Origin of the sequence: Gordonia sp. IITR100, from assembly GCF_002009645.1 — a bacterium.
Taxonomy (GTDB): Bacteria; Actinomycetota; Actinomycetes; order Mycobacteriales; family Mycobacteriaceae; genus Gordonia; species Gordonia hongkongensis.
Map to the genome: position 1 here is coordinate 333099 of NZ_MVKV01000001.1, position 22780 is coordinate 355878.

Consider the following 22780-nt stretch of genomic DNA (forward strand, 5'->3'; position numbering starts at 1 on the left):
AAAGAGGGGGCCCAGGGGTGGCAGGATATCGGCGCGGCACGCGACGCGCCGTCGAGAACGACGGCGTCGGTCCTCTTCGACGACCCTCGGGCCTCTCCAACGCCTCTCTCACCCTCGGCGCGCTCTCGCTGGCCACCGTCATCCCGACCGCGGTCGCATCGATCAACGTGACCACCCTGGTCCACGCTCTCACCGCGCCGGACACCGTCCAGGTGGCCACCGAATCGACGACAGGGTGGAGCCAACCGATCCCGTTGTCGCCGGGCGCCGGCGGCCCCGCCGCCCCGTCCGTCGCTGCGACACCGACCGGCGGGCCGGCCGCTCCCATGACACGCGACCTGTCTTCCACGGGTACACCGAGAACGCTGGTCATCGACTTTCCGCACTCGGTCGGCCCCATCATCGCCGGCGGTCCCCGAACCCGCGCAGTGTTGTCGACGGAGCTCGACGACGAACTCAAAGAACGTGCGGTGCAACAGAACCTGGCGGTCATGACCGTCATCGCCGGACTCGACGCGAACAGTCCGTTCGTCGTCTACACCGGCGACGCCCAGGGCTCCGGCGGGCCCGGCGCGCCCGGTGTACCCGAGGGCGGCACCAGCCTGACTCCTCCCCCGCCGGGTACCGACGGGCCGGTCATCGTGCTGGTGTCGGATCCGCGCGGGCCGTGGAGCATTCGAGTCTGGCTGGAGACCGTCCCGCTCGTCTCGGCACTCCTGAAGTCGATCGGATGGAAGGTCGACCCGCCCCGGACGGACCGCCCTGTCGAGACGCCACGTCCCGATGCCGGCACGGGCAGCGAGCCGGAGGTCACCGAACCACCCCGCGGCCGGCCCATCGAGCCGACCACCGACCGTGGGGCCACCACATCCGACGCCGGAGCCGATGCCGAGACGCCCAGGGACACCGTCGAGACACGGGACGTAGGTCGGGAAACCCTGCGGGACATCGTGGTCGACGATGACCAGGACTTGCCGACCGAGTTCGCCGATGTCGAAGACGACGGGAACACCGGATCGGACTCAGGCGAAGCGGGCGACGACGGTCCGTCCGAGAGTTCGGGCAACTCCCGATCCGACTCGACGAGCGGTGACAGCTCCGGCGCGGGCGACGACAGCGATTCTTCCGACCGCGGTGGTTCCGGCAGCGAATCCTCGGAATCCGCCGCCTGATCCGTCGTCGTAGATCAGCTGCTCAACCGAACACCGACGCCAGTGGTGCTGCCGAGTCGGGCGACAACGGCGAGGTCAGCATCACCGGCCCCTGCGCCATGAAACGTGGAGTCGCACCACGATGTTCGTCAGCCGCGTGCACGGTGAACGGATGGACCACGAAGACGTCACCGGGACTGCCGGTCGCGTAGGCGACGCGACGCTCGCGACTCGCGGCGTCCAGTAACGGACCGGCGTCGAAGGGGCTCATCCCGTCGTTGTCGAGAACCGCGACAGCGTCGAGATGTGACCCCACCCGGATGCGCGTCGGTGCGTCGGTCGGTCCGACCTCGGAGAGCAGGGTCAGGATCAGCACGGTGTGGGGCCGTCGACTCACCACCCACGATCCGTCCTCGCGCGGTGTGTTGGCGTCGATGTGCCAGCCGCGGTCATCGACCGTCGGCGGTAGCGGGAAGCGGACCGGTATGTTGCCCAGGGCGCCACGCGGTGTCCAGCCGCCGACGCCACAGATCGCATCGAGCGCCTCGGTCAGCTCCGGACTGTTCGCGAGCAACCCGAATGGGCCGGCTCCCACCATGTCCGACGCCCAGCGCACCGGATCGGTCCAGGCGTCCGGGTCGTCCTCGGACAATCCCAGTTGCGCCCACAATCCCGCCCGGGCCCGGTCCGCGGCCTCGCGCAGCGACGGACGCTCGATCTTGAGGAAACCGTCTGCGCTGAACCTGTCGACGTCGATCACCGTCGCAGCCTCCCACCATCGGGCGTCTCCCGCGAGCGATTTTCGCCGCACCGCGGGCGACAGATCACCAAGCGTCGAGAAGCTCACGGCCGCAAGACCTCTGGAATCGACTACCGGAGAGCTTGGTCGATCAGGACTTCGGCGGCGGCACGTGCATCGTCGGCGGCACGCGCCGAGCCCGCGATCGCCGCCGTGGTCTGGGCCCCCTCGGCGAGGATGGACAGCTGCGCGCCGAGGCCGTCGGGGCCTCCCAACTCCGCCACCAGACCCGCGACGTAACGCTGGAAATCAGCTTTCTGCGCACGGACCGCGGCGGCGACCGAGGGCATCTCGGCCCCGAGTTCGCCGTAGGCGTTGATGAACGCGCACCCGCGGAACTCGTCGGTGCCGAACCACTGGAACAAGAAGTCGAACACGGCGAGCAGCCTCTCCCGCGGCGACGACAGCCCCTCCGCACAGGCGGCGATCCCGCTGTTCCACTGCCGGGTCCGATCGTCGAGCACCGCGAGGATCAACGCCTCCTTCGACGGGAACATCGAGTAGATCTTCTTCAGCGACATCCCCGCCGCATCGCGGACCTTGTCCATCCCCACCGCGTGGACCCCGTGCGCGTTGAACAGCCGGTCAGCGGCACGGACCACCTGCTCGCGCGGGTCCACGGCGTCGGCCACCTCGATCTCCTCTGCTGCCGGTTCCCGGCTTGGGGGTTGCGCGGGGAACGATCGTTCTCTAGTGTAGCAATCACCGGCGAGAACGACCGTTCTCCCGCCCGCCGCATCGATTCCGATCCCGATCGGGTCGCCTCAACAGAGAGAAGTGATCGCAATGGGCTACATCAAAGTCGGCACCGAGAACTCCACCGACGTCGAGCTGTACTACGAAGATCACGGCACCGGCCAGGCCGTCATGCTGATCCACGGCTATCCGCTCGACGGGAACAGCTGGGAACTGCAGGCGCGCGAGCTCATCGACGCCGGCTACCGCGTGATCACCTATGACCGTCGCGGGTTCGGGAAGTCGAGCAAGGTCGGCACCGGCTACCACTACGACACCTTCGCCGCGGACCTGAACACCGTCCTGGAGACGCTCGACCTCCGCGACGTCATCCTCGTCGGATTCTCCATGGGCACCGGCGAACTCGCCCGCTACGCCAAGAACCACGGCACCGACCGGGTCGCGAAGTTCGCGTTCCTGGCGTCGCTCGAACCGTTCCTGGTGAAGACCGACGACAATCCCGAAGGCGTCGACCGGTCCGTCTTCGACGGTATCGCGGCGGCCGCCAAGGAGAACCGCTACGCCTGGTACACGCAGTTCTACAAGGACTTCTACAACCTCGACGACAACCTCGGCACCCGCATCACCCAGGAGGTCGTCGACGCGAACTGGAACACCGCGGTCGGCAGCGCGCCGGTCGCCGCCTACTCGGTCGTCCCCGCCTGGATCGAGGACTTCCGCGAAGATGTTGCCGCAGTGCGCGACTCGGGCAAGCCGACCCTGATCCTGCACGGCACGGCCGACAACATCCTGCCGATCGATGCCACTGGTCGCCGCTTCCACCAGGCCGTTCCGGACGCCGAGTACGTCGAGATCCCCGATGCGCCGCACGGCCTGCTGTGGACTCACGCCGCCGAGGTGAACGAGGCGCTGCTGGGGTTCGTTCAGAAGTGAGCGACCCGGGGTGAGTTCGCCCAGCGAGCACACCCGCGTGACAGCAGGACGGCCGCCGGATGGATTCTCCATCCGGCGGCCGTTTGCCGTCTGTCCCTACCGGGCGTCGTCGTCGACCCGTTCCGCGTCCTCGGCGGTCTCGTCGGACGCCTCGGCGTCCTTGTTGTCGGCGAGGGGGTCGTAGCCGGGGACACCCTCGAGCACCGTCAGTTCCTGATCGATGGCGGCCGAGACGGCCTTGGCATCTTCCTTGATCTTGCGGATGAAGTCCGACATCGCTCGCTCCTCGCTCATCGTCCGGCCGCGGCACGCGACCGTGACCTCATGATAGGTCGAGGCCCGCGTCGCCCTTCGGCGATCGGAGTCCGGGCGCGACCGATCAGTCCCGGAACAGGTCCGCGTACGACGACGACAACGCCGGGTAGTAGGCGTCCCAGTCGACCTCGGCGACGCTACGGCCGGCCTCGGCCGCCACCAGACGGTCGAGGTAGTACTCCCATCCCGGGCCCACGTTCTCGGCCATGTCGGCCCGTGGCAGTCCCTGGGCGAAGCTCAGTGTCGTCGTTCCGTGAGCCTCGGCCAGGTCCAGTTCCAGCCGCCACACGTCCTCACCCCCGTCCTGGGCCGGGGACTTCGATTCGACGACCAGCCGGCGCGGCGGATCGCATTCCAGGATCGTGAACCGCTCCGGCTCCACGTCGTCGCCCTCGGCGGTCATCCGGAAGTCGACGAAACCGTCGACGGGGTCGCCGGCCCATGTTCCGATCCAGCGTTCGAGGCGCGCGGGTTCGGTGATCGCCGCCCATACGGCGTCTACCGGCGCCGCGAAACTCCGTTCGAGCACCACGTGCGGCACGCCGGCCCGCACCTCTCGACGGCCCGTGGCCGTGATGTCCGCAGTCATCCTGTCTCCTTGTGTCGTCTGCCTGAATCGGGCTGTGCAAGAGGGGAGTCCGCGGATTCCTCATCGACGAACTCGCGCACGGTACGTCGCACCTCGAGGTCGAGCGCGTCGAGATGACGCTCATCGAATCTCGGCTGCACGGCGTGCGAGTCCACGGCGCGCGAGTCCACGGCGTGCGAGCCCGCAACCGCCGAGTCCACCGCGTCGAGCCACGCCCGGACCCCGGCCAGCGCGCCGGACGCCAGCTCGTAGTGCCGCTCCCGGCCGTGGTCGACGGCCGTCGTCACGCCTGCTTCGCCGAGCACACGAAGGTGACGCGAGATCGCCGGTCGGCTGATCGGGTGGTCGGCCGCGAGATCGACGACGCGCGCCGACCCGCGAGCGAGCCGCTCGATCAGCGCACGACGCACCGGGTCGGCAATCGCCTCGAAGTCGTCCACGTCCTATTGGTAACACACGAGTTACCAATAGGGAAGGGTGAAGCTGTCTACGCCCCGGCCGGGCGCGCGAGCGCGAGTCCGATCCGCGCGACCATGTCGTCGACGGCGAACTTCGGCTTCACGTTCATGTCGAGGGCCTCCCGGCACGCGAGCACGGCTTCGACGCACTGCAGCAGCTGCTCGGGCTTGGCGTAGCCGGCGAGCGGATTCGCGAGGTCGTCGGCCTTGTCCGGATGCATCGCGGTGACCTGGGCGCCCACGCCGACGACGAGCGCGTCGCGGAACAGCGCGGCGAGATCGACCAGGGCACGGTCGAGGACGTCGCGTCCGACCCGGGTCGCCCTCGACTTCTGCCGTTTCTCCAGTTCCTTGAGCGCGCCGGCACTTCCGCGCGGCATCCGCGCGGTGCCCTTGCCCGTGCCGCCCGCCCCGAGCGCGGTCTTCATCTCCTCGGTCTCGGCCGCGTCGAGTTCGGCACTGATCGCCTTGGCGGCCTCATCGGCCGACCGGACGAGCTCCTCGGCAGCGGCATAGGCGGTCGAGTCGCGGGCGGCGGCACGCGCCAGCCCGAGCGCCTTCTCGCGTTGCGTGCGCGCCTCGGGATCCGTCGCCAGCCGACGCGCGCGCCCGATGTGGCCGCCGCACACCGACGCCGCCCACCGAGCCTGCTCCGGATCGAGACCGTCGCGCTCGACGAGAACCCGCTCGATGTCGGCGGTCGTCGGCGTCACCAGTGCGACGTGCCGGCAGCGCGACCGCAGGGTCACCGAGATGTCCTCCGGGTCCACCGACGGCGCACACAGCAGGAACACCGTGCGTGACGGCGGCTCCTCGACGACCTTCAGCAGCGCGTTCGCGGCCTGCTCGGTGAGCCGGTCGGCGTCCTCGACGATGACGATCTGCCAGCGCCCCGTCCCCGGCCGGCGCGCGGCGGCCTGCACGATGTCGCGCATCGCCCCGACGGCGAGACTCAGCCCCTCCGGCACGACGTGGCGGACATCGGCATGGGTCTTCGCCATCACCGTGACGCACGCACGACACTCGCCACAGCCGACGTTCGCGGCGTCGGGCGCCTGGCACTGGAGAGCCGCGGCGAAGCATTGCGCGGCCACCGACCGACCACTGCCCGGTGGTCCGGTGAACAGCCACGAGTGGGTCATCGACGCCCGCGACCACCCCGCATCGACGGCCGGGATCTCGTCGTCGGCGAGGAACAAGTCGTCCGAGGTACCCGCGTCGAGCCTCGCCGCAAGAGCACGCGCGGCCCGTGCGGCGGCCCGCAGATCGTCGGCGATGGCCTCTTGCCCGGTCAGCCGATCGAAGACATTTGTCACAGCAACACCCTAATCCGCAGTTCGGACACGCCTGAGGCGCGGAACCGTGTTTAACGATTGCAAGCAGCCAGCTACCGTAGTCTCCGTGGTTCAACAACGGTCGCGGTGGTCAAAGGGCCTGCATCTGGCCCGATGGCTGATTCATACGCCGTGGCCCATTCTCGCGCTGGACATGCTGCGGGCGAACCTCGTCGGTGCACTGTTCACCTTCGCGTTCCTGCGCTTCGGCATGCCGATCCAGGATTCGATCAGCCTCGACGAGATCACCGCGCTGAACCAGGTCATCTTCGCTGCCTACCTGTTGATCGCGATGGTCATCGGCGGCTTCGCCAGCATCCAGTTGTCGCTACCGGTGCTCATCTGGCATCGGCGTCGCACCCGACTCGACAACGAGGCCGCACGACGCCGCGCCCTCGCGCTACCGATGCTGCTGACCGCGGTGAACGCCGCGCTGTGGGTCGTGGGCGGCACGCTGTTCACGCTCGTCAACCTGACCGTCTCGTCGAAGAACGCCTTCATCGTCGCGATCGCCAGCACGATCGGCGCGATGGTCACGTGTGCGCTCAGCTACATGCAGGCGGAGAAGGTCATGCGGCCGATCACGGTCGCGGCGATGGCCAACAATCCCGACAACGCCATCGCGCCCAGTGTCACCACCCGCATCACCGCGTTCTGGGTGATCAGCGTCGTCGCCCCGATGCTGGTGATCATCGGGATGATCGTGCTGCACCGGCTCGGCATCATCGAGGCCGACTCCACCGGCCTGGAGCGGCCGATCCTGTGGATGGCGATCTCGGCGCTCGCGTTCAGCGTGATCGCGATCGTGCGCGTTGTCGCCGCAATCAACGACCCGATCAAGCAGCTGCGGCGCGCGCAGTCCAAGGTCAGCGAGGGCGACCTCAACGTCGCGGTGAAGATCTACGACGGCAGTGATCTCGGCCTGCTGCAGGCCGGATTCAACGACATGGTCGCCGACCTGCGCGAACGCCAGCAGCTGCGCAACCTGTTCGGCCGCTACGTCGGCGAGGACGTTGCGCGGCGGGCCATCGAGACCGGCACCGAACTCGGTGGCGAGGAACGCTACGTCGGCGTCCTGTTCGTCGACATCGTCGGCTCGACGCGCCTGGCGGTGAATCGGCCGCCCCGCGAGATCGTCGAACTGCTCAACGAGTTCTTCCGGGTCGTAGTCGGCGTGGTCGGTCGCCACGGCGGGTTCGTCAACAAATTCCAGGGCGACGCCGCGCTCGCCATCTTCGGGGCGCCGCTCGACCTCGACGACTTCGCCGGCCGGGCGCTTGCCTCCGCGCGTGAGCTGCGGGCCGAGCTCTACGAGACCCTGGGTGACACCGACATCGGCATCGGGGTGTCGGCCGGCAAGGCCATCGCCGGCCACATCGGCGCCGAACAGCGACTCGAGTACACGGTCATCGGCGACCCGGTCAACGAGGCGGCCCGCCTCACCGAGCTCGCGAAGGACGAACCCACCCGCGTCCTCGGGTCCGCTCGCGCGGTGTTCCTGGCGTCTCACGAGGAAGCCGAGCATTGGGAGATCGGCGAGGGAGTCGAACTCCGCGGCCGTGGGATCGAGACGCTCCTCGCGCGCCCGCACCTCGAGCCGGACCGGCGGGACTGAGCTACCCACCCTCCCCTGCCCCCTGAGGTGCGAGCAGGGACTCGCCGTCGCTTGCCCCAGCGATTAGCGATTATTGGGCGTTTTACTCGGCGTCCGGCGTCGCCTTCTTGGCTGCCGTCTTCTTGGCGGTCGACTTCTTGGCTGCGGTCTTCTTCGCCGTCGTCTTCTTGGCTGCGGTCTTCTTCGCCGTCGTCTTCTTGGCTGCGGTCTTCTTCGCCGCAGTCTTCTTGGCCGCTGTCTTCTTGGCGGGGGCCTTCTTCGCCGCCGCCTTCTTCGTGGTCTTCTTGGCCGGGCCACGAGCCCGACGATCGGCGAGCAACTCCATCGCGCGCTCCGGCGTGATCGAGGCGACCTCGTCGCCCTTGCGCAGGCTTGCGTTGGTCTCGCCGTCGGTCACGTACGGTCCGAACCGACCGTCCTTGATGACCATCGGCTTGCCGCTGACCTCGTCGTCCTTGCCGAGCTCACGCAACGGCGGCGCGGCGGCCTGACGACCGCGACGCTTGGGCTCCGAGTAGATCTTCAGCGCCTCGTCGAGGGTGATCTCGAAGAGCTGCTCCTCGGTGCCGAGGGACCGCGAGTCCGAGCCCTTCTTGAGATACGGGCCGTACCGGCCGTTCTGCGCGGTGATCTCGTCGCCCGACTCCGGGTCGACGCCGACGACGCGCGGCAGCGACAGCAGCTTCAGAGCGTCCTCGAGCGTGACCGTCGAGATGTCCATCGTCTTGAACAGCGAGCCCGTACGCGGCTTGGGACCGGCCTTCTTCGCCGCCTTCTTCGCGGTCTTCTTCGCCGCCGGCTTCGTCTTGGTGGCCGTGCCCCCGCCGGGCGAGTCGAGCGGGACGATGTCGCCGTCGGCGGTGTCTGAACCTCCGGTACCGCCCCCCGACCCGCCGTCACGCGGCGTCGGGCCCGCGGGAATGGTTGCGGGCGTGTCCCCGTCGTCGTCATCGTCGTCCGACGGCAGGACCTCGGTCACGTACGGACCGAAACGTCCTTCCTTGGCGACGATCTCGTGACCGGTGGCGGGGTCCGTACCGAGCGAACGCCCCTCTTGCGGTGTCGCGAAGAGCTTTTCGGCGACCGCGAGGGTCAACTCGTCCGGGGTGATGTCAGCGGGAAGGTTGGCGCGCTGCAGATCCTCGTCCGCACCGTCCGCGGCGACATTGCGCTCCAGATACGGCCCGTATCGGCCGACCCGCACATAGATCGGGCGGCCCTCTTCGTCGTTGAACAGACGGATGGAGTTGACCTGCCGTGCGTCGATCTCCTCGAGATTGACACCGACGAGCTTCTTCAAACCGCCGTATTGCGCGATTGCCGAATGGGCGGAACGGGTTTCACCGTCGGCACCGGAATGGTCGTCGCCGAAGTAGAACTCCGACAACCACTTCGTGCGGTTCTCGTTACCCGTTGCGATCTGGTCGAGGTCGTCTTCGAGGGTCGCGGTGAAGTCGTAGTCGACGAGGCTCTGGAAGTACGCCTCCAGCAGACCGACGACCGCGAACGCGATCCACGACGGCACCAGGGCGTTGCCCTTCTTGACCACGTACCCGCGGTCCTGGATGGTGCCGATGATCGACGCATACGTCGACGGTCGGCCGATCCCGAGTTCCTCGAGCACCTTCACCAGCGACGCCTCGGTGAACCGCGCGGGTGGGTTGGTGGAGTGACCGTCTGCGGTCAGGTCGGTGGCCGTCAGCGACTGCCCCTCGGTGAGCTGCGGCAACCGGTTCTCGGCGTCGTCGGCCTGGCCGCCGCTGAGCTCGTCGACCGTCTCCACGTAGGCCGACAGGAAGCCCGGGAAGGTGATCGTGCGACCTGACGCGGCGAAGGTGCAGCGCTCTCCGGAAGAGGCGGTACCGGCGATACGCAGGCTCAGCGTGGTGCCCTTGGCGTCGGCCATCTGCGACGCGACCGTGCGCTGCCAGATCAGTTCGTACAGGCGGAACTCATCGGCCTCGAGCTGCCCGGCCACCTGGCCGGGGGTACGGAAGGTCTCACCGGCGGGTCGGATCGCCTCGTGTGCTTCCTGGGCGTTCTTGACCTTGCGGGTGTACTGGCGCGGCGTCGGGTGGACGAAGTTGTCGCCGTAGAGCTCGCGGGCCTGGGCGCGGGCGGCGTTGATCGCCGACTCGCTGAGGCTCGTCGAGTCGGTACGCATGTAGGTGATGAAGCCGTTCTCGTACAACCGCTGCGCGATCCGCATCGTGCGGTCGGAGGTGAACCGCAACTTGCGGCCGGCCTCCTGCTGCAGCGTCGAGGTCATGAACGGCGCGTACGGACGGCGCGTGTAGGGCTTCTCCTCGACCGAGGTGACGGTCATCCCCGCACCTCGCAGGCCGGTGGCCAGACTCTCGGCGCGGTCGGCGTCGAGCACGATGACGCCGTCGGACCTCTTCAGGACACCCGTCGACTCGAAGTCGCGTCCCGTGGCGACCCGGGCTTCGTCGACGTTGACCAGCCGCGCCTTGAAGGTCTGCGGATTGGAGCTGTCCGCGCTCTCCGCGCTCGCGTCCATCGTCGCGGAGATGTCCCAGTACTCGGCCGACACGAACGCCATGCGCTCGCGCTCCCGCTCGACGATGATGCGGGTGGCCACCGACTGCACGCGGCCCGCCGACAGCTTCGGCATGACCTTCTTCCACAGCACCGGCGACACCTCGTAGCCGTAGAGGCGGTCGAGGATGCGTCGGGTCTCCTGCGCGTCGACGAGGTCGATGTCGAGGTCACGCGGGTTCTCGGCAGCCGCCCGGATGGCCGGCTCGGTGATCTCGTGGAACACCATGCGCTTGACGGGGATCTTCGGCTTGAGGGTCTCGAGGAGATGCCAGGCGATCGCCTCCCCCTCGCGGTCACCGTCGGTGGCGAGGTAGAGCTCGTCGACGTCCTTCATCAGCGACTTGAGTTCGCTGACGGTCGACTTCTTGTCAGGCGACACCACGTACAGCGGCTCGAAGTTCTCGTCGACGTTCACGCCGAGACGTGCCCAGGACTGCCCCTTGTACTTGGCCGGCACGTCGGCGGCACCGCGCGGGAGGTCGCGGATGTGCCCTCGGGAGGACTCCACCACATAGTTCGCCCCCAGGTACCCGGCGATCTTGCGGGCCTTGGTCGGGGACTCGACGATCACGAGGCGTCGAATACCCCTGTTCGAGCGGGATGCGGTGCTGGTCTCTGCCACCGGGGCGTCCTTCGGTTGACTGGGTGGAGAACGTTCCTGCGTGTCAGTTCAGGTGTGTTCGATGGGTTTGTACCTTATGTATAGCGCCGTTTGCACATCTGAATTCCGTCTCGGACCCGGCGAGGTGACCGATCCGACACCGTTCTGACCCGTTGTAGCAGCTCAACGGCTCGAATGCGGGATGACTAATGCTCGTCGACCGGAGGCCAGTCGGCGACGGCCTCGGCACAGGGCGGCACACCGACGTACTCGTGCAACCGGGACAGGCGCCGGTGGCCGGCGATCCGCAGGGCCGGGGCCTGCCCGCGCGTACCGACGAGGGTGGGTGCGATGCCGACACGCATAAGCGCCGTCGCGAGTGCCGCGTGCGACTCCGGAGCGTGGGGATCCAATCCGAGCTGGTAGCGGCCGGCATCCGAGTGACCGGCGGCGATCACCCACAGGCGCAGGGCCCGGTAACTCGGAACCCAACCGGGGGGCATCGCCTTGACCGCTCCCGCGGACCAGGCCGCGTGCAGGGAATCGAGTTCATGGCAGGGCGCGGTCCGGGCCAGCGGGGTGCCCTCGTCCGAGACCGTCGACTCGGCTTCGAGGCCGGCCGCACGCATCTCGACGACGATCTGCTCTGCCCGCCAGCGGTCGGCGACCACGATCGAGACCCGCGTACCGGTTTCGGAGCGGACGGCCTGTCCGTGCGCCGCGAGCAGCCCCGCGAGGTCGGCGTACGCGGGCTGTTCGGTCTCCGCGGAGAAAAACGACAACTGGCCCACGAGTCGAGACTAGTGCTGTGTCTCGGAAATAGGTGGGCGGTTCCGGTGGCGCGTTCGCGACGCGCGGAGCGCTACGGAACAGGAGCCAGACAACAAACCGCTCCCGCCTCGACGAATCGAAACGGGAGCGGTGGTTTGCCCCGACTGCGTGGTGCAGTCACACGCGGGTCTTCTCAGACAGCGCGGACGCCGGTGGCCTGCGGCCCCTTGGTGCCCTGACCGACCTCGAACTCGACCCGCTGGTTCTCCTCGAGGGTGCGGAAACCGGATCCCTGGATCTCGGAATAGTGGACGAACACGTCGTCGGAACCCTCATCAGGCGCGATGAAGCCGAAGCCCTTTTCCGCGTTGAACCACTTCACAGTTCCCTGTGCCATTCTTGCAATCCTTTACATATCAACTGTCGCGACACGATGGGTCATCGTGTCGTGGCCGGTCGACCGCCATACCTCAAAGAGCCCCGCGAAGATCTGCATCGATCCGCCAAACTAACCTCAGTACCACGGCTGCAACATGCTTGTCGCCCACCGGGCGGTGGGTCGCGAAAGCTGCGGCCGGAACCAGTCAATCATGTTCGGCCCCCCAGCGATAGTCACACGAACCAAAGTGAGTCAAAACCTCGTCAAACTTCAGACCAACGACACCCGCCGGTAACATCGACGCAGGTCGGAGACCCGTCGCTGCAACGCTATTTCGAAGAGTTCTCACCAGAAGATGCAGTACTCCACATTCGGGACAGGCCTGTTGGCCCGTACCCTCGCGGGTTCCGACGCCGACCCCTCCCCTCTCACCCACCTCTCGGTAATCCCGTCGCGCTCACCATCTTTCGACGCCTGGCCGGAGTGGGTGCCGCAACCCCTGATCGACGCCTACGCCGACAACGGCATCGAGAAGGTGTGGACTCACCAGGCGCGCGCGGCCGATGCCGCATTCCGCGGCAATCATGTAGCTATTTGCACCGGGACCGCATCGGGCAAATCGATGTCGTATCAAATGCCCATTCTCACTTCTTTGCTGAACGAAAAGAATGCGACCGCGTTATACCTCGCGCCGACAAAAGCTCTCGGGGCCGACCAGATCCGGGCAGTGTCCTCGATCATCGCCGGGCGACCGGAGTTCGGGCACCTCCAGCCGTGCGTATACGACGGCGACACCGACCCCGAGATCCGGCAGTGGGCGCGCGCCCATTCGCGCTGGATCTTCACCAACCCCGACATGCTGCACATCGGCATCCTGTCCCATCACCACCGATGGCGTCAGTTCTTCCGTCATCTGCGATTCATCGTCGTCGACGAATGTCACCACTACCGAGGCGTGTTCGGGTCTCACACCGCCCTGGTGATGCGGCGTCTGCTGCGGATCGCGCGGGCCGCCGGTGCCGATCCGGTCGTCATCGGCGCGAGTGCGACGGTCGCCGAACCGGCCGAGGCGCTGGGCCGGTTGATCGGTGAACCGGCCGTCGCGGTGACCGAGGACGCATCTCCCCGCGGGGAGCGGACCGTCGCCCTCTGGGAGCCCGATTTCCTGCCGGTGGTCACCGGCGAGAACGGTGCACCCGTCCGACGCTCGGCCGGCGCTGAATCCGCCCGACTGCTGGCCGATTTCGTGGTGGAAGGTGCTCGTACACTGTGTTTCGCCCGGAGCCGGCGGGGCGTCGAACTGACCGCACTCAGCGCACGACACCTGTTGTCACAGAGCGCCCCCGAGCTCGAGTCCCGGATCGGCGCGTACCGGGCGGGATACCTGGCCGACGATCGGCGACGTCTGGAGAAGGCCATCTCCGACGGCGAACTGCTGGGCGTGGCCACCACCAATGCGCTCGAACTCGGCGTGGACATCAGCGGACTCGACGCCGTGATCGTCAGCGGGTACCCCGGAACGGTCGCCTCGTTCTGGCAGCAGGCCGGGCGCGCGGGACGCCAGCGCGAGTCCGGCGACTCACTCGTCGTGCTCGTCGCCCGCGACGACCCGCTCGACACCTACCTCGTGCATCATCCGGAGTCACTCCTCGGCAAACCCGTCGAGGCCACGGTCACCGACCCCGCCAACCCGTACATCCTCGGTCCGCACCTGCTGTGCGCCGCCATGGAGAAACCGCTGTCGGACAGCGAGATCGACGCCTGGAACGCCCGCGACGTGGCGCAGGACCTGGCCGCCGACGGCCTGCTGCGCAAACGTAAGTCCGGCTGGTACGTCACGGCCGGAACCGAACCCCACGCCGACGTCGACATCCGCGGCGGCATCGGCGGGCAGGTCCTGATCGTCGACACCACGACGTCGCAGCTGCTCGGTACCGTCGACACCGGCCGGGCCATGTCGACGGTGCACCCCGGCGCCGTCCACATCCACCAGGGCGAGACCTATCTCGTCGACGAGCTCGATCTCGACGACGGTCTCGCGCTGGCGCATCCGGAGGACCCGGACTGGACGACGTCGGCGCGGGAGACGACGGACATCAGCATCACCGCGACGCTCGCGAGCCGGCGATTCGGCCCGCTGACGGTCGCATTCGTGGAGGTCGACGTCACCCATCAGGTCGTCGGTTACCTGCGCACGTTGCGCACCGGAGAGGTGCTCGACGCCGTCGAGCTCGACATGCCCGAGCAGACCCTGAGCACCCGCGCCGTGATGTACACCCTCACACCGGAGGCACTCGCCGACGCCGGTGTCGACGAGACCCGGTTGCCCGGTTCGTTGCACGCCGCGGAACACGCGGCCATCGGCCTCCTCCCTCTGGTTGCGACCTGCGACAGGTGGGACATCGGTGGACTCTCGACCGACCTCCACCCGGACACCGGTCTGCCGACGGTCTTCGTCTACGACGGGTACATGGGCGGTGCCGGTTTCGCCGAACGCGGGCATTCGGCGTTCCTGACCTGGATCGACGCCACCCGAGACGCCGTGGCCAGCTGCGGTTGTGAGAGCGGTTGCCCATCCTGCGTCCAGAGTCCCAAATGCGGCAACGGTAACGATCCGCTCGACAAGAATGGCGCAGTAGCCGTCCTGGATCTTCTCCGTCGGGAATACTTGGCCCATGCATGACGAGGCATCCGACCGGGGGACCCACACGTATCGTCAGGTCACCCGACCCTCTCGTGCCTTCTTCCTGCTCGCCCGCCCGACGCAGAACACCGACCAGTTGCCGTCGTCCATCGGCGAGCGCGACGTGTTCTTCTCCGAAGACGAGGCGCTCGACGCCCTGGACCTCCACTACGCCTGGTGCGCGGCCCGTTCCGGAGGTTTCACCGATGTCGTGACCACGGCACAGTGGTATCTGCAGACGGCGATGGTCGGTCCGCGGGTCACCGCCTCCCTCGGTGAGGTCTATCTGGCGTCCACCGATGCCCACTCCGGTGAAACCTGGGCAGCAGCAGGCGGTTTCCTCACCGAGGGGGAACTCATCCACTGGTCGTCGTTCGTCCGGGCCGCCCGATCGTGGATTCCGCTGAACACCGGGACCGATGCGCTCGAACTCGCCTATCGCGGCGACACCGACGTGCACTTCCACCAATTGTGGTTCGCGCCCATGCAGTCCATCCGGGTGTACCCCAAGCGGATCTCCGTCGAATCCGACGGTCTCGGGTAGGGCCGCCCTTCGGCACGGGGTCAGTCCACCGGTCCCGCGCGCGCCTGGGCGGTGGCGTCGCTCGTCCCGAAGCTCCCGAGTGCCACCGGCACCCGAACCGTCACCACCACATCGTCTCCGGCGGTACGGCACTCCACGAGCTCGGCCCCCGAGTCCTGTCGGCGGCTCAGATCTCGTGCCGCCGCGCATGGATTCGGCTCACCCGCGGCATGCTCGATCGCCGCGGCCAGAGCGGACAGATCGGCCGCCGACTGGGCGCGGTGGCGGGCGAGCACCGCTGCCGCGACATAGATCACCATCACGAGAACCGCAGCCAGCGCCGCGATCACGAATGCGCCCAACACCGTTGCGTGACCGTCGTCGTCGGCGATCAGCCCACGACGGCGCGTCATGGCCCCACCCCCGGCGCGAACACCACCTGATCCGCACCTGTCGGCTCCTTGGCCGCGACCGCCCGGGCCGACACCGTGAGACCCGGCAGCATCGCCACACCCGATCGGACCTCGACCACGACGACCCGATCGTCCGCATCCGAGATCGACACGCGCGCACCGTCTCCGACCAGCCGTTGCGCGACCTCGCGCCCCGAAGCATCACCCGCAGCGGACAGGCGAGCCACCTCGCGCGCCGCATCGGTACAGCGGATCTGGGTGGTCACCGCGGCGACCGCACCCACGGCGATGAGCACCATGACGACGATCGCGGCGATCGCGTACGCGGCCTCGACCGTCACCATGCCTGATTCGTCGGCGAGCAGGCGTCGCAGCCACTTTCGGCGGTTCATCAACCGACCGAGGTGTTGAGCGCCTTTCCGATGATGCCCGTCAGGGCACTCACGATGTTGTCACCGGTGACGACCGTGTAGAGGATCGCCCCGAACGCCGCCGCGGCGATGGTGCCGATCGCGTACTCCGCCGTGGACATGCCTTCCTCGTCGGTCATCAGGCGCGTCATGTGCGCGCCGAGACGTCCGATCACATCGCTTCGATCGTGCGGCGCCGCGGCCTGGGTGGCGTCGTGGGTCCGGAACATGGTGCGTGACATGGTCTCTCCTGGGAGTCGATGGAACCGAGTGAACGGTGTTGCACGTACTTGGACGCAGCGCGTCGCCGTTCGGATCCCTCGGATTTGCCGACCATGCCGTTCCGGCGCAAACCCGGACGATCGTCAGTTACGAGGTCGACCACACCCCGAGTTCGTTGCCGCTGGGATCGGTGAAGTGGAACCTACGACCACCGGGGAAAGCATAGGGGCCGTTCACGATCTCGCCACCCGCCGCGCGCACCCGCTCCGCTGAGGCGTCGAGATCGTCGGAGTAGAGCAGCACCAGGGGACCACCGCGTACGGCCGCGACCTCGCTCGTCGCGAGACCCCCGACCTCGGGCAGGTCCGGGCCGCCCGGATTCGCGATTCCCGCGTATGCGGGACCGTAGTCGTTGAACTGCCAGCCGAACGCAGCCGCGTAGAACGCCTGCGCCGCGGCCGAGTCGGTGACGGTGAGTTCGATGTAGTCGATGGCATGGTGTCGGTGCCCGGAGTCGGTCATGGAGAACATTCTGCGTCGTCGCACCGACAGATACGTCAGATCGAACCCAGAACCGACGAGGCGAGCCCGACGACGACCGGGACGATCCCGAGACAGATGAACGCGGGCAGGAAGCACAGTCCGAGCGGGCCGCTGATCGCGACACCGGCCCGTTCGGCGGCGGCGAGTGCGTCGTCGTGCGCCCGGCGTCGAACATCATCGGCGAGTTCGGCGAGACCGCCCGCCAGCGACGAGCCGGCCCGCGCCGACCGGCGCGCCATCGCGGCGAGTGCATCGAGATGGTCGTCGGACGTCTCGCCGTCCGATCCGTCGAGCAGGGCCGACCATGCCGCGTCCGGATCGGCGCCCAGCTGCAGCAGGTCGGCGACGTGAGCGAGGGGCGCCGCCATCGACGCCGGCGCGCGTTCGGCGACCACCGAGGCCGCGGTCCCCACCGGCAGACCGGCGCGTAGGCACACCGCGAACAGATCGAAGGCCGCCGCGACCGCGAACGGGTCGTCGGCGGTGGGACCGGCACCGAGCCACCGCGGCGTGCGATCGGGCGGCGGCGGATCGGTCACCCGATAGAGCAGCCAGCGCGGCGCGGGCCAGATCCACAGCGCGGCCGCGAGCAGCACCGCCGAACACGCCGTGCCGGTGAGGCCGCCGGCGATCATCGTGCCAGCACCTTGCCGGTGATGCGCTCGGACCAGCCGATCCCCGCGGCGACCAGAGCGCACCCGACCACCAGCAGGATCCCACCCAGGCCACCGCCGAGGAGGACCTGGATCGGACCCGCACCGGTCGCCTGACCCAGGGCGATCCCGAGCAATGGCAGACCGGCGAGGACCGCCGCCGTCGCCCGCGGTCCGGACAGTCCGGCTCGCGTCCGATCCGCGAAGCCACGCCGCGCCTGAAGATCCGAACGCACTGCACCGAGCAGGTCGACCATCGGCAGGCCGCGGTCCTCGGCGATCTGCCAGGCCACGCCGATACGACGCCAGGACGCCTCGCCCGAGACCCTGCCCGCCAGGCCGGCCCCGGACACCGGGTCGATCACCGACCCGCCCAGGGCGGCCCGGAACGCCATCGACTCCAACCCGTTCGCGATCTCCGCTCCGGTGGCCGGGTCATGGGGCTCGCGACGACGGAGTTCGGCGACCGCGACCTCGCAGGCCCGGACCGGTGGCGCGCCCACCGACAGTTCGGCGATCATCAGCGACAGCCCCAGGAGCAAGTCATCCGACTGGCGGTCGAGGCGCTTCTCCGCCGACCGCCGCCGACGTACCCACAGCACGACCGTCACAACGATCGCGGCAGCGACGGCGGCCGCCAGTCCGCCGATCAGGAGCGCCCCGAACGGGACCGTCATCGGGATCAGCACGGCCGGTGCCGATCTCCGGGCGGGGCGGGGTTGTCCGGACACCGTCTGGAGTCGGTGTCTCGCTCGCGGCGCGGCCGACAGCGGCAGCGCGACGCCCACGGCTCCCAGGACCAGCGCGACGGCGACCGGCGTGGACATCATCGTCGGTCCCCCGACACCGGCCCACGCCCGGCGACCAACCGGTCGAAGTGATCGCGCTCCGCCGTGAATCCGCTGTTCCGCAACCAGATCGGCACGATCGTCACGCGTCCGGCGTCGTCGCGCCGGACGACCCCGACCTCGGCGAGTCCGCGGGTCCCGCCCGCGTTGCGCGCCACGCCGAGCACCACCTGCAGTGCGGCACCCAGCTGACTGTGGAGAGCGTCGCGGGCCATGCCTCCGAGGGCGGCGAGGGCCTCCATCCGCGCCGGCACCTCCGACGTCGAGTTCGCGTGGACCGTGCCGGCACTCCCGTCGTGCCCGGTGTTCAGCGCGGTGAGGAGGTCGATGACCTCACCGCCGCGAACCTCTCCGACGATGATCCGGTCGGGTCTCATCCGAAGTGCCTGACGGACCAGGGTCCGCACCGGCACCTCGCCCACGCCTTCGACATTCGACGCGCGCGCGACCAACCTCACCACCTGCGGATGGCGCGGGGCCAGTTCGAGCGCATCTTCGACGCAGACGACCCGCTCGCGCGGATCCATCGCTCCGATCAATGCGTTGAGCAGGGTCGTCTTGCCGGTCCCGGTACCGCCGATCACCAGGAATGCCAGGCGGTTCCGGAGGATGTCCCCGATGATCGGCACCACCTCGGACGGGATCGCGCCGCTCTCGACGAGGCTCGGCAGATCCTTGGATGCCGAACGCAGGACCCGCAAGGAGATACATGTCCCGTCCGCGGCAAGCGGCGGGATGATCGCGTGCAGCCGCACGGTGTATCCGCGCCGACCGACGTTCGACAACTGCCCGTCGACCCAGGGCTGGGCGTCGTCGAGCCGCCGCCCGGCGCCCAGCGCCAGCCGACCCGCGAGGCGGCGGACCGACGCCTCGTCCGGGAAGCGGATCGTCGTCTGCTCGAGTCCGGATCCGCGGTCGACCCAGACCTCGTCGGGACCGGCGACCAGGATGTCGGCGATGTCGGGTTCGGCGAGGAGTTGCTCGAGCTTGCCCGCCCCGGTCAGCTCGGTCTGCAGGAAGCGGAGGGCGGCGAGCAGGTCGGTGTCACCCAGCACTCCCCCGGCCTCTGCGCGGATCGCGTCGGCGATGACGGCCGGACTCGGGTCGGCCGCGTCGGCGGCCAGTCGCGAGCGCACCCGGTCCAACAGCGCCTCGTCGGCCGGTCCGTCGATTCGCGCCTGGGTCACGACGCACGCTGTCGGTGCTCGGCGACCCTGGCGTGCACGGTGTGCGCCGCGCGTCCGAGCGGACTGCGGCGTCGCAACCGCAACGGACCACCCTCCAGCCGCCCCGCGAGACGGGGCTCCGGCCGATAGGCGGCGAGCAGTGGGAGTCCGATGGCATCGGCGACCTGTTGCGGACGCAACCCGCCGGGCGACGGACCGCGCACCACCAGCTCGACGGCCACCTCGTCACCGACGACACGGTCGACGATGCGTCGAGCCGCGGCACATCCGCCGACGGTGGGTGTGGTCACCACCACCACGACGTCGGAGGATGCGATCGCGGCGCGCACCACCGGTGCGTCGGACCGGGGCAGGTCGAGCACGACGAGATCACCATGGGTGTGCCCCGCGTCGATGACCGCGGTGACCGCCTCGACACTCAACCCGGCGCTCGGCAGGCGTTGTGAGGTCAACACCGCCAGGCCCTCGCCCGCGCTCGGCAGCGCCTGGTGGAGCGCCGTACCGCCGACGACCCCGCCGTCGAGCGAGAGATCCTGCCACCGCAGCCCGCGGCGGCGCTCGATGCCCAGCAGGAGGTCGGCTCCGGCGCCCATGTCGTCGAGGTCGAGCAGCAGCGTGGGCGACTGGGCACCTGCCGACGTCAGCGCGACCGCCGCTGCCAGGGTCGACGCCCCGGCACCACCGTGAGCACCGATGAGCGCCACGACACCCGCGGGTCGGCGTCTGGGCACCCGGCACTCCGTCAGTACCCGGACGAGGCGTCCTTCGTCGGCCGGGAGCGTCGATGAGTCCTCGATACCCAGCTCCATCGCCATCCGCCAGATGTGTGCTCCCGGTTCGGCCGCACTCACCAGTACGAGGCCGGGTCGCCGAGGTGGGCGCACCCGGGCGAGGAGGGCGATCGCGGATGGGTCGGCCGCGACGGCCCGGGCGGTCAACCATTCGCGACGGCAATCGTCCGCCGGCGCGCTGAGCACGTGGTATCCGGCTGCGGCGGCGCACCGTGCGACGTCGTCGTGGAGTTCGGGGTCTACGAGAACCAGGAGTTCATCGGGCATGCGGCCGATCATGCGGCAGGTGCGGCGCTCCGACGGGTGGGGTCCCGGGCAATTGGGGATGGCGGCGAAGGCTGTGGACAAACTCTCGCGACCAGCGGGGTCTCGGGCTACAAAAGACCCCAGACAGAGGACAACCCCGGCCAGGGGGGGAGGAGGCCGGGGTCGTCACGTTTCAGCCCCGGGGGGTCGGGCTGAAACGCACCGGTATGAGAACCGGGTACCGATGACTATACACACGGTTTTGGGTTATTTGCAAGCACAACAATCCCATTCACTAATGTCCGTTCTACTGCGGAGTAACCAGCAGATCGAATCAGACGCCCGTTCCGGGCGCATATTCGGGAATCGCGATTCAGGCCCGCGAAACGCGCAACGTCTTTGCAACGTTCCCGCTCGAGGCCGCCGAACTCCGAATCGGCCACCTACCACCCCCGAACCAGCTGCCGATTGCGTCGAAGATGGTGAGTCGCAGAGTGTTTCGCTGCCATCCGCAAGTCGTTCAACATTCCGGCGCGGAACGCTTGATGTGATCGGCATCACGGTGTAGAACAGTGGTTACGGAATCTCGGAAGGCCAAGTTCGATCCGGAAGAGAAGGAACGAACCCCCACGCCGAGCACTTCCCAGCACGGGCGGCAAGCACCCACGCGGAGCACGCCGCATATGGCAAAAGTGTTGTGCGCCTGCGACATCACAGTCAGGACGACCGACCGCCACCACTCGATGCGCCACCGCCTTCCTCTCGTGAGGCGCCAGGCCCGAGAGGAATGGCCCACAGCTGGCAGCACGTGGACGGTCAGTAATCCCGACTCGCGATCAATCGCCGAGGCGGTGACCACAACCCACCAAGCACGCTTGGTAACTTGAGTCCGTGCTACGCGGGCGGCAACCGCGTCGTTTACGACGCCGGCGGCCGCCCGCAGTGCTGTCCGGGCCGGGTTCGAGACCTCGCGAGACTAACCAGACCGGGCCGCGTCCGCGATCGACTTCGCCTCGGCCGCACCGGCTTCCAGGGCCTCGCAGCAGAAGATGATCCAGTCCCGCAGGCCCGACTCGGTACCAGCCCCGAAGTTCGTAGCCAACGTGCGATACTCGCCGACCCGCTTGAACCAGGTCACCTCCGGCACGCCGAGGCAGTGCGGGTCCAGCCCGGTCGCGGCGCCGACGAGCCGAGACGCGGCACGAGCGACGACACCGTTGGCAGCGGGGAAGGCGTCCACCGCCAGCAACTCGCCGTGCACCACCGCCACGAGCACCGGCGCCGGAACCGAGGTGGCGCCGGTTGTCAACTGCCCCAACAAGTTGAGACGTTCGGCGACATCCGTCCCGCTCCGGGGCCGCCCGAGATCTTCCGGGTCGTCGACGAGGTCCGCGGCGGCAAGGGTGTGCAACCTCGCCAGCGCTTGCGCGGGTGCCCGGCGGATCACCGAGGTGAGTGTGACCAGCGAATCGCCGTCGAGGGCCTGCGACACCCGCATGGCGCCGGCCAGGATGGGGTCGTCGAAGTCGCCGTCGCGTCGGAGCTCGACACTTCCACCGTCGATCGCGGCCGAGGACCGGCCCGCCCGCCACGACGCCTCGGTGGCGGTCTTGTCCCATCCCCGCAGGTTGGCGGGGTGCCGGTGCACTGCGGACAGGGCATCCCGTGCTCGATCGGCGGCGGCGACGACGCCGGGCAGCTCCAGCAGGGGCATCAGTGGGTCGGTGGTCACGCACCGACGATAGTTGCGGCCGCGGACCGCTCACCAGGTCGCCCTCGGTCCGGTCGATCAGGGCTACCGATTCGGACACCCGCGGCGCTCAACCGAATAGATACCGATGATCCATTGTTAGTCACCGTTTCAGATATTGCGCACCTGTAATTGTTCACGGTGTTCGTCAGTTGACTGACTGAAACGCATCGCTCCGACGTCGGCGCGGGGTCCACAGGGCATCGCGACCGTTCGTCGCCGCCCACCCGCCGTTCGTCGCCAATCGGCCGCGCTCACATACCGGACGGTTCCACCCTAGACCGCGACGTGACTACGCTCACACTGAT

At 68.4% G+C, this 22780-nt stretch carries 23 protein-coding genes; 5 read left to right on the forward strand and 18 right to left on the reverse strand.

The window, feature by feature from the left end; translation table 11 throughout:
* Nucleotides 1-17 precede the first annotated feature (17 nt).
* Entirely contained in the window at nt 18-1172 is a 1155-nt protein-coding gene (locus B1818_RS01620; protein ID WP_058251110.1) for a hypothetical protein, read from the forward strand.
* Between the two features lie 22 nt (nt 1173-1194).
* Here B1818_RS01620 and B1818_RS01625 read toward each other — a convergent pair whose 3' ends face one another.
* Nucleotides 1195-1911: a phytanoyl-CoA dioxygenase family protein gene (locus B1818_RS01625; protein WP_058251158.1), complete on the reverse strand. Its 717-nt coding sequence runs from the start codon at nt 1909-1911 to the stop codon at nt 1195-1197.
* A gap of 110 nt (nt 1912-2021) precedes the next feature.
* On the reverse strand, nt 2022-2582 hold the full coding sequence (locus B1818_RS01630) for a TetR/AcrR family transcriptional regulator (RefSeq protein ID WP_078111763.1): 561 nt from the start codon (nt 2580-2582) through the stop codon (nt 2022-2024).
* A 154-nt stretch (nt 2583-2736) separates the two neighbouring features.
* On the opposite strand from B1818_RS01630, the gene B1818_RS01635 reads away from it, so the two are divergent.
* Nucleotides 2737-3579: an alpha/beta fold hydrolase gene (locus B1818_RS01635; RefSeq protein ID WP_078111968.1), complete on the forward strand. Its 843-nt coding sequence runs from the start codon at nt 2737-2739 to the stop codon at nt 3577-3579.
* Between the two features lie 96 nt (nt 3580-3675).
* Here the strand turns inward: B1818_RS01635 and B1818_RS01640 are convergent, their stop codons facing one another.
* The 4 genes from B1818_RS01640 to B1818_RS01655 form a co-directional block, all read right to left on the reverse strand.
* Entirely contained in the window at nt 3676-3855 is a 180-nt protein-coding gene (locus B1818_RS01640; RefSeq protein WP_078111764.1) for a hypothetical protein, read from the reverse strand.
* A gap of 103 nt (nt 3856-3958) precedes the next feature.
* Nucleotides 3959-4483, reverse strand: coding sequence for an SRPBCC family protein (locus tag B1818_RS01645; protein WP_078111765.1), 525 nt, complete (start codon nt 4481-4483; stop codon nt 3959-3961).
* On the reverse strand, nt 4480-4923 hold the full coding sequence (locus B1818_RS01650) for a helix-turn-helix transcriptional regulator (RefSeq protein WP_068970201.1): 444 nt from the start codon (nt 4921-4923) through the stop codon (nt 4480-4482). Before B1818_RS01650 ends, B1818_RS01645 begins: the two co-directional genes overlap by 4 nt.
* Before the next feature lie 47 nt (nt 4924-4970).
* The gene (locus B1818_RS01655; protein ID WP_078111766.1) at nt 4971-6257 is read right to left on the reverse strand and encodes a DNA polymerase III subunit delta'; all 1287 of its coding nucleotides are present in this window, start codon (nt 6255-6257) and stop codon (nt 4971-4973) included.
* A gap of 172 nt (nt 6258-6429) precedes the next feature.
* On the opposite strand from B1818_RS01655, the gene B1818_RS01660 reads away from it, so the two are divergent.
* A complete protein-coding gene (locus B1818_RS01660; RefSeq protein ID WP_078111767.1) occupies nt 6430-7890 on the forward strand; it encodes an adenylate/guanylate cyclase domain-containing protein in 1461 nt (486 codons plus the stop codon).
* A gap of 82 nt (nt 7891-7972) precedes the next feature.
* Here the strand turns inward: B1818_RS01660 and topA are convergent, their stop codons facing one another.
* The 3 genes from topA to B1818_RS01675 form a co-directional block, all read right to left on the reverse strand.
* Nucleotides 7973-11074: a type I DNA topoisomerase gene (topA, locus tag B1818_RS01665; RefSeq protein WP_078111768.1), complete on the reverse strand. Its 3102-nt coding sequence runs from the start codon at nt 11072-11074 to the stop codon at nt 7973-7975.
* Between the two features lie 185 nt (nt 11075-11259).
* Complete coding sequence (locus B1818_RS01670) at nt 11260-11844, reverse strand: hypothetical protein (protein ID WP_078111769.1); 585 nt, start codon at nt 11842-11844, stop codon at nt 11260-11262.
* Between the two features lie 173 nt (nt 11845-12017).
* Nucleotides 12018-12221 carry a cold-shock protein gene (locus tag B1818_RS01675; RefSeq protein WP_004022110.1) on the reverse strand — a complete coding sequence of 68 codons (204 nt, stop codon included), beginning with the start codon at nt 12219-12221 and terminating at the stop codon, nt 12018-12020.
* Nucleotides 12222-12558: 337 nt separating this feature from the next.
* On the opposite strand from B1818_RS01675, the gene B1818_RS01680 reads away from it, so the two are divergent.
* Entirely contained in the window at nt 12559-14886 is a 2328-nt protein-coding gene (locus tag B1818_RS01680) for a DEAD/DEAH box helicase (RefSeq protein WP_078111770.1), read from the forward strand.
* Nucleotides 14879-15430, forward strand: coding sequence for a hypothetical protein (locus B1818_RS01685; protein WP_065630533.1), 552 nt, complete (start codon nt 14879-14881; stop codon nt 15428-15430). Before B1818_RS01680 ends, B1818_RS01685 begins: the two co-directional genes overlap by 8 nt.
* Before the next feature lie 20 nt (nt 15431-15450).
* Here B1818_RS01685 and B1818_RS01690 read toward each other — a convergent pair whose 3' ends face one another.
* From B1818_RS01690 to B1818_RS01730, 9 genes are all read right to left on the reverse strand, one after another.
* On the reverse strand, nt 15451-15822 hold the full coding sequence (locus B1818_RS01690) for an Rv3654c family TadE-like protein (RefSeq protein ID WP_078111771.1): 372 nt from the start codon (nt 15820-15822) through the stop codon (nt 15451-15453).
* A complete protein-coding gene (locus tag B1818_RS01695) occupies nt 15819-16214 on the reverse strand; it encodes a TadE family type IV pilus minor pilin (RefSeq protein WP_065630535.1) in 396 nt (131 codons plus the stop codon). The genes B1818_RS01690 and B1818_RS01695 overlap by 4 nt, the downstream gene beginning before the upstream one ends.
* Nucleotides 16214-16474 carry a DUF4244 domain-containing protein gene (locus B1818_RS01700; protein ID WP_078111772.1) on the reverse strand — a complete coding sequence of 87 codons (261 nt, stop codon included), beginning with the start codon at nt 16472-16474 and terminating at the stop codon, nt 16214-16216. The genes B1818_RS01695 and B1818_RS01700 overlap by 1 nt, the downstream gene beginning before the upstream one ends.
* Before the next feature lie 127 nt (nt 16475-16601).
* A complete protein-coding gene (locus B1818_RS01705; protein WP_078111969.1) occupies nt 16602-16976 on the reverse strand; it encodes a VOC family protein in 375 nt (124 codons plus the stop codon).
* Between the two features lie 35 nt (nt 16977-17011).
* On the reverse strand, nt 17012-17632 hold the full coding sequence (locus tag B1818_RS01710) for a type II secretion system F family protein (protein WP_078111773.1): 621 nt from the start codon (nt 17630-17632) through the stop codon (nt 17012-17014).
* On the reverse strand, nt 17629-18480 hold the full coding sequence (locus B1818_RS01715) for a type II secretion system F family protein (RefSeq protein WP_078111774.1): 852 nt from the start codon (nt 18478-18480) through the stop codon (nt 17629-17631). Before B1818_RS01715 ends, B1818_RS01710 begins: the two co-directional genes overlap by 4 nt.
* On the reverse strand, nt 18477-19685 hold the full coding sequence (locus tag B1818_RS01720) for a TadA family conjugal transfer-associated ATPase (RefSeq protein ID WP_078111775.1): 1209 nt from the start codon (nt 19683-19685) through the stop codon (nt 18477-18479). Before B1818_RS01720 ends, B1818_RS01715 begins: the two co-directional genes overlap by 4 nt.
* Nucleotides 19682-20743 (reverse strand): septum site-determining protein Ssd, encoded by a 1062-nt coding sequence (gene ssd / locus B1818_RS01725; protein ID WP_078111970.1) that lies wholly within the window; start codon nt 20741-20743, stop codon nt 19682-19684. Before ssd ends, B1818_RS01720 begins: the two co-directional genes overlap by 4 nt.
* Nucleotides 20744-21698: 955 nt before the next feature.
* Nucleotides 21699-22454, reverse strand: coding sequence for a hypothetical protein (locus B1818_RS01730; RefSeq protein WP_058251097.1), 756 nt, complete (start codon nt 22452-22454; stop codon nt 21699-21701).
* Nucleotides 22455-22780 lie beyond the last annotated feature (326 nt).

What these genes read in the sequence shown, in the direction of transcription:
- B1818_RS01710 (WP_078111773.1), bottom strand. Translation starts at nt 17,632, where the DNA reads ATGATCGCCGGCGGCCTCACCGGCACGGCGTGTTCGGCGGTGCTGCTC.
- B1818_RS01660 (WP_078111767.1), top strand. Translation starts at nt 6,430, where the DNA reads ATGCTGCGGGCGAACCTCGTCGGTGCACTGTTCACCTTCGCGTTCCTG.
- ssd (WP_078111970.1), bottom strand. Translation starts at nt 20,743, where the DNA reads ATGCCCGATGAACTCCTGGTTCTCGTAGACCCCGAACTCCACGACGAC.
- B1818_RS01675 (WP_004022110.1), bottom strand. Translation starts at nt 12,221, where the DNA reads ATGGCACAGGGAACTGTGAAGTGGTTCAACGCGGAAAAGGGCTTCGGC.
- B1818_RS01685 (WP_065630533.1), top strand. Translation starts at nt 14,879, where the DNA reads ATGCATGACGAGGCATCCGACCGGGGGACCCACACGTATCGTCAGGTC.
- B1818_RS01700 (WP_078111772.1), bottom strand. Translation starts at nt 16,474, where the DNA reads ATGTCACGCACCATGTTCCGGACCCACGACGCCACCCAGGCCGCGGCG.
- B1818_RS01635 (WP_078111968.1), top strand. Translation starts at nt 2,737, where the DNA reads ATGGGCTACATCAAAGTCGGCACCGAGAACTCCACCGACGTCGAGCTG.
- B1818_RS01715 (WP_078111774.1), bottom strand. Translation starts at nt 18,480, where the DNA reads ATGATGTCCACGCCGGTCGCCGTCGCGCTGGTCCTGGGAGCCGTGGGC.
- B1818_RS01645 (WP_078111765.1), bottom strand. Translation starts at nt 4,483, where the DNA reads ATGACTGCGGACATCACGGCCACGGGCCGTCGAGAGGTGCGGGCCGGC.
- B1818_RS01695 (WP_065630535.1), bottom strand. Translation starts at nt 16,214, where the DNA reads ATGAACCGCCGAAAGTGGCTGCGACGCCTGCTCGCCGACGAATCAGGC.
- B1818_RS01705 (WP_078111969.1), bottom strand. Translation starts at nt 16,976, where the DNA reads ATGACCGACTCCGGGCACCGACACCATGCCATCGACTACATCGAACTC.
- B1818_RS01640 (WP_078111764.1), bottom strand. Translation starts at nt 3,855, where the DNA reads ATGTCGGACTTCATCCGCAAGATCAAGGAAGATGCCAAGGCCGTCTCG.
- B1818_RS01690 (WP_078111771.1), bottom strand. Translation starts at nt 15,822, where the DNA reads ATGACGCGCCGTCGTGGGCTGATCGCCGACGACGACGGTCACGCAACG.
- B1818_RS01680 (WP_078111770.1), top strand. Translation starts at nt 12,559, where the DNA reads ATGCAGTACTCCACATTCGGGACAGGCCTGTTGGCCCGTACCCTCGCG.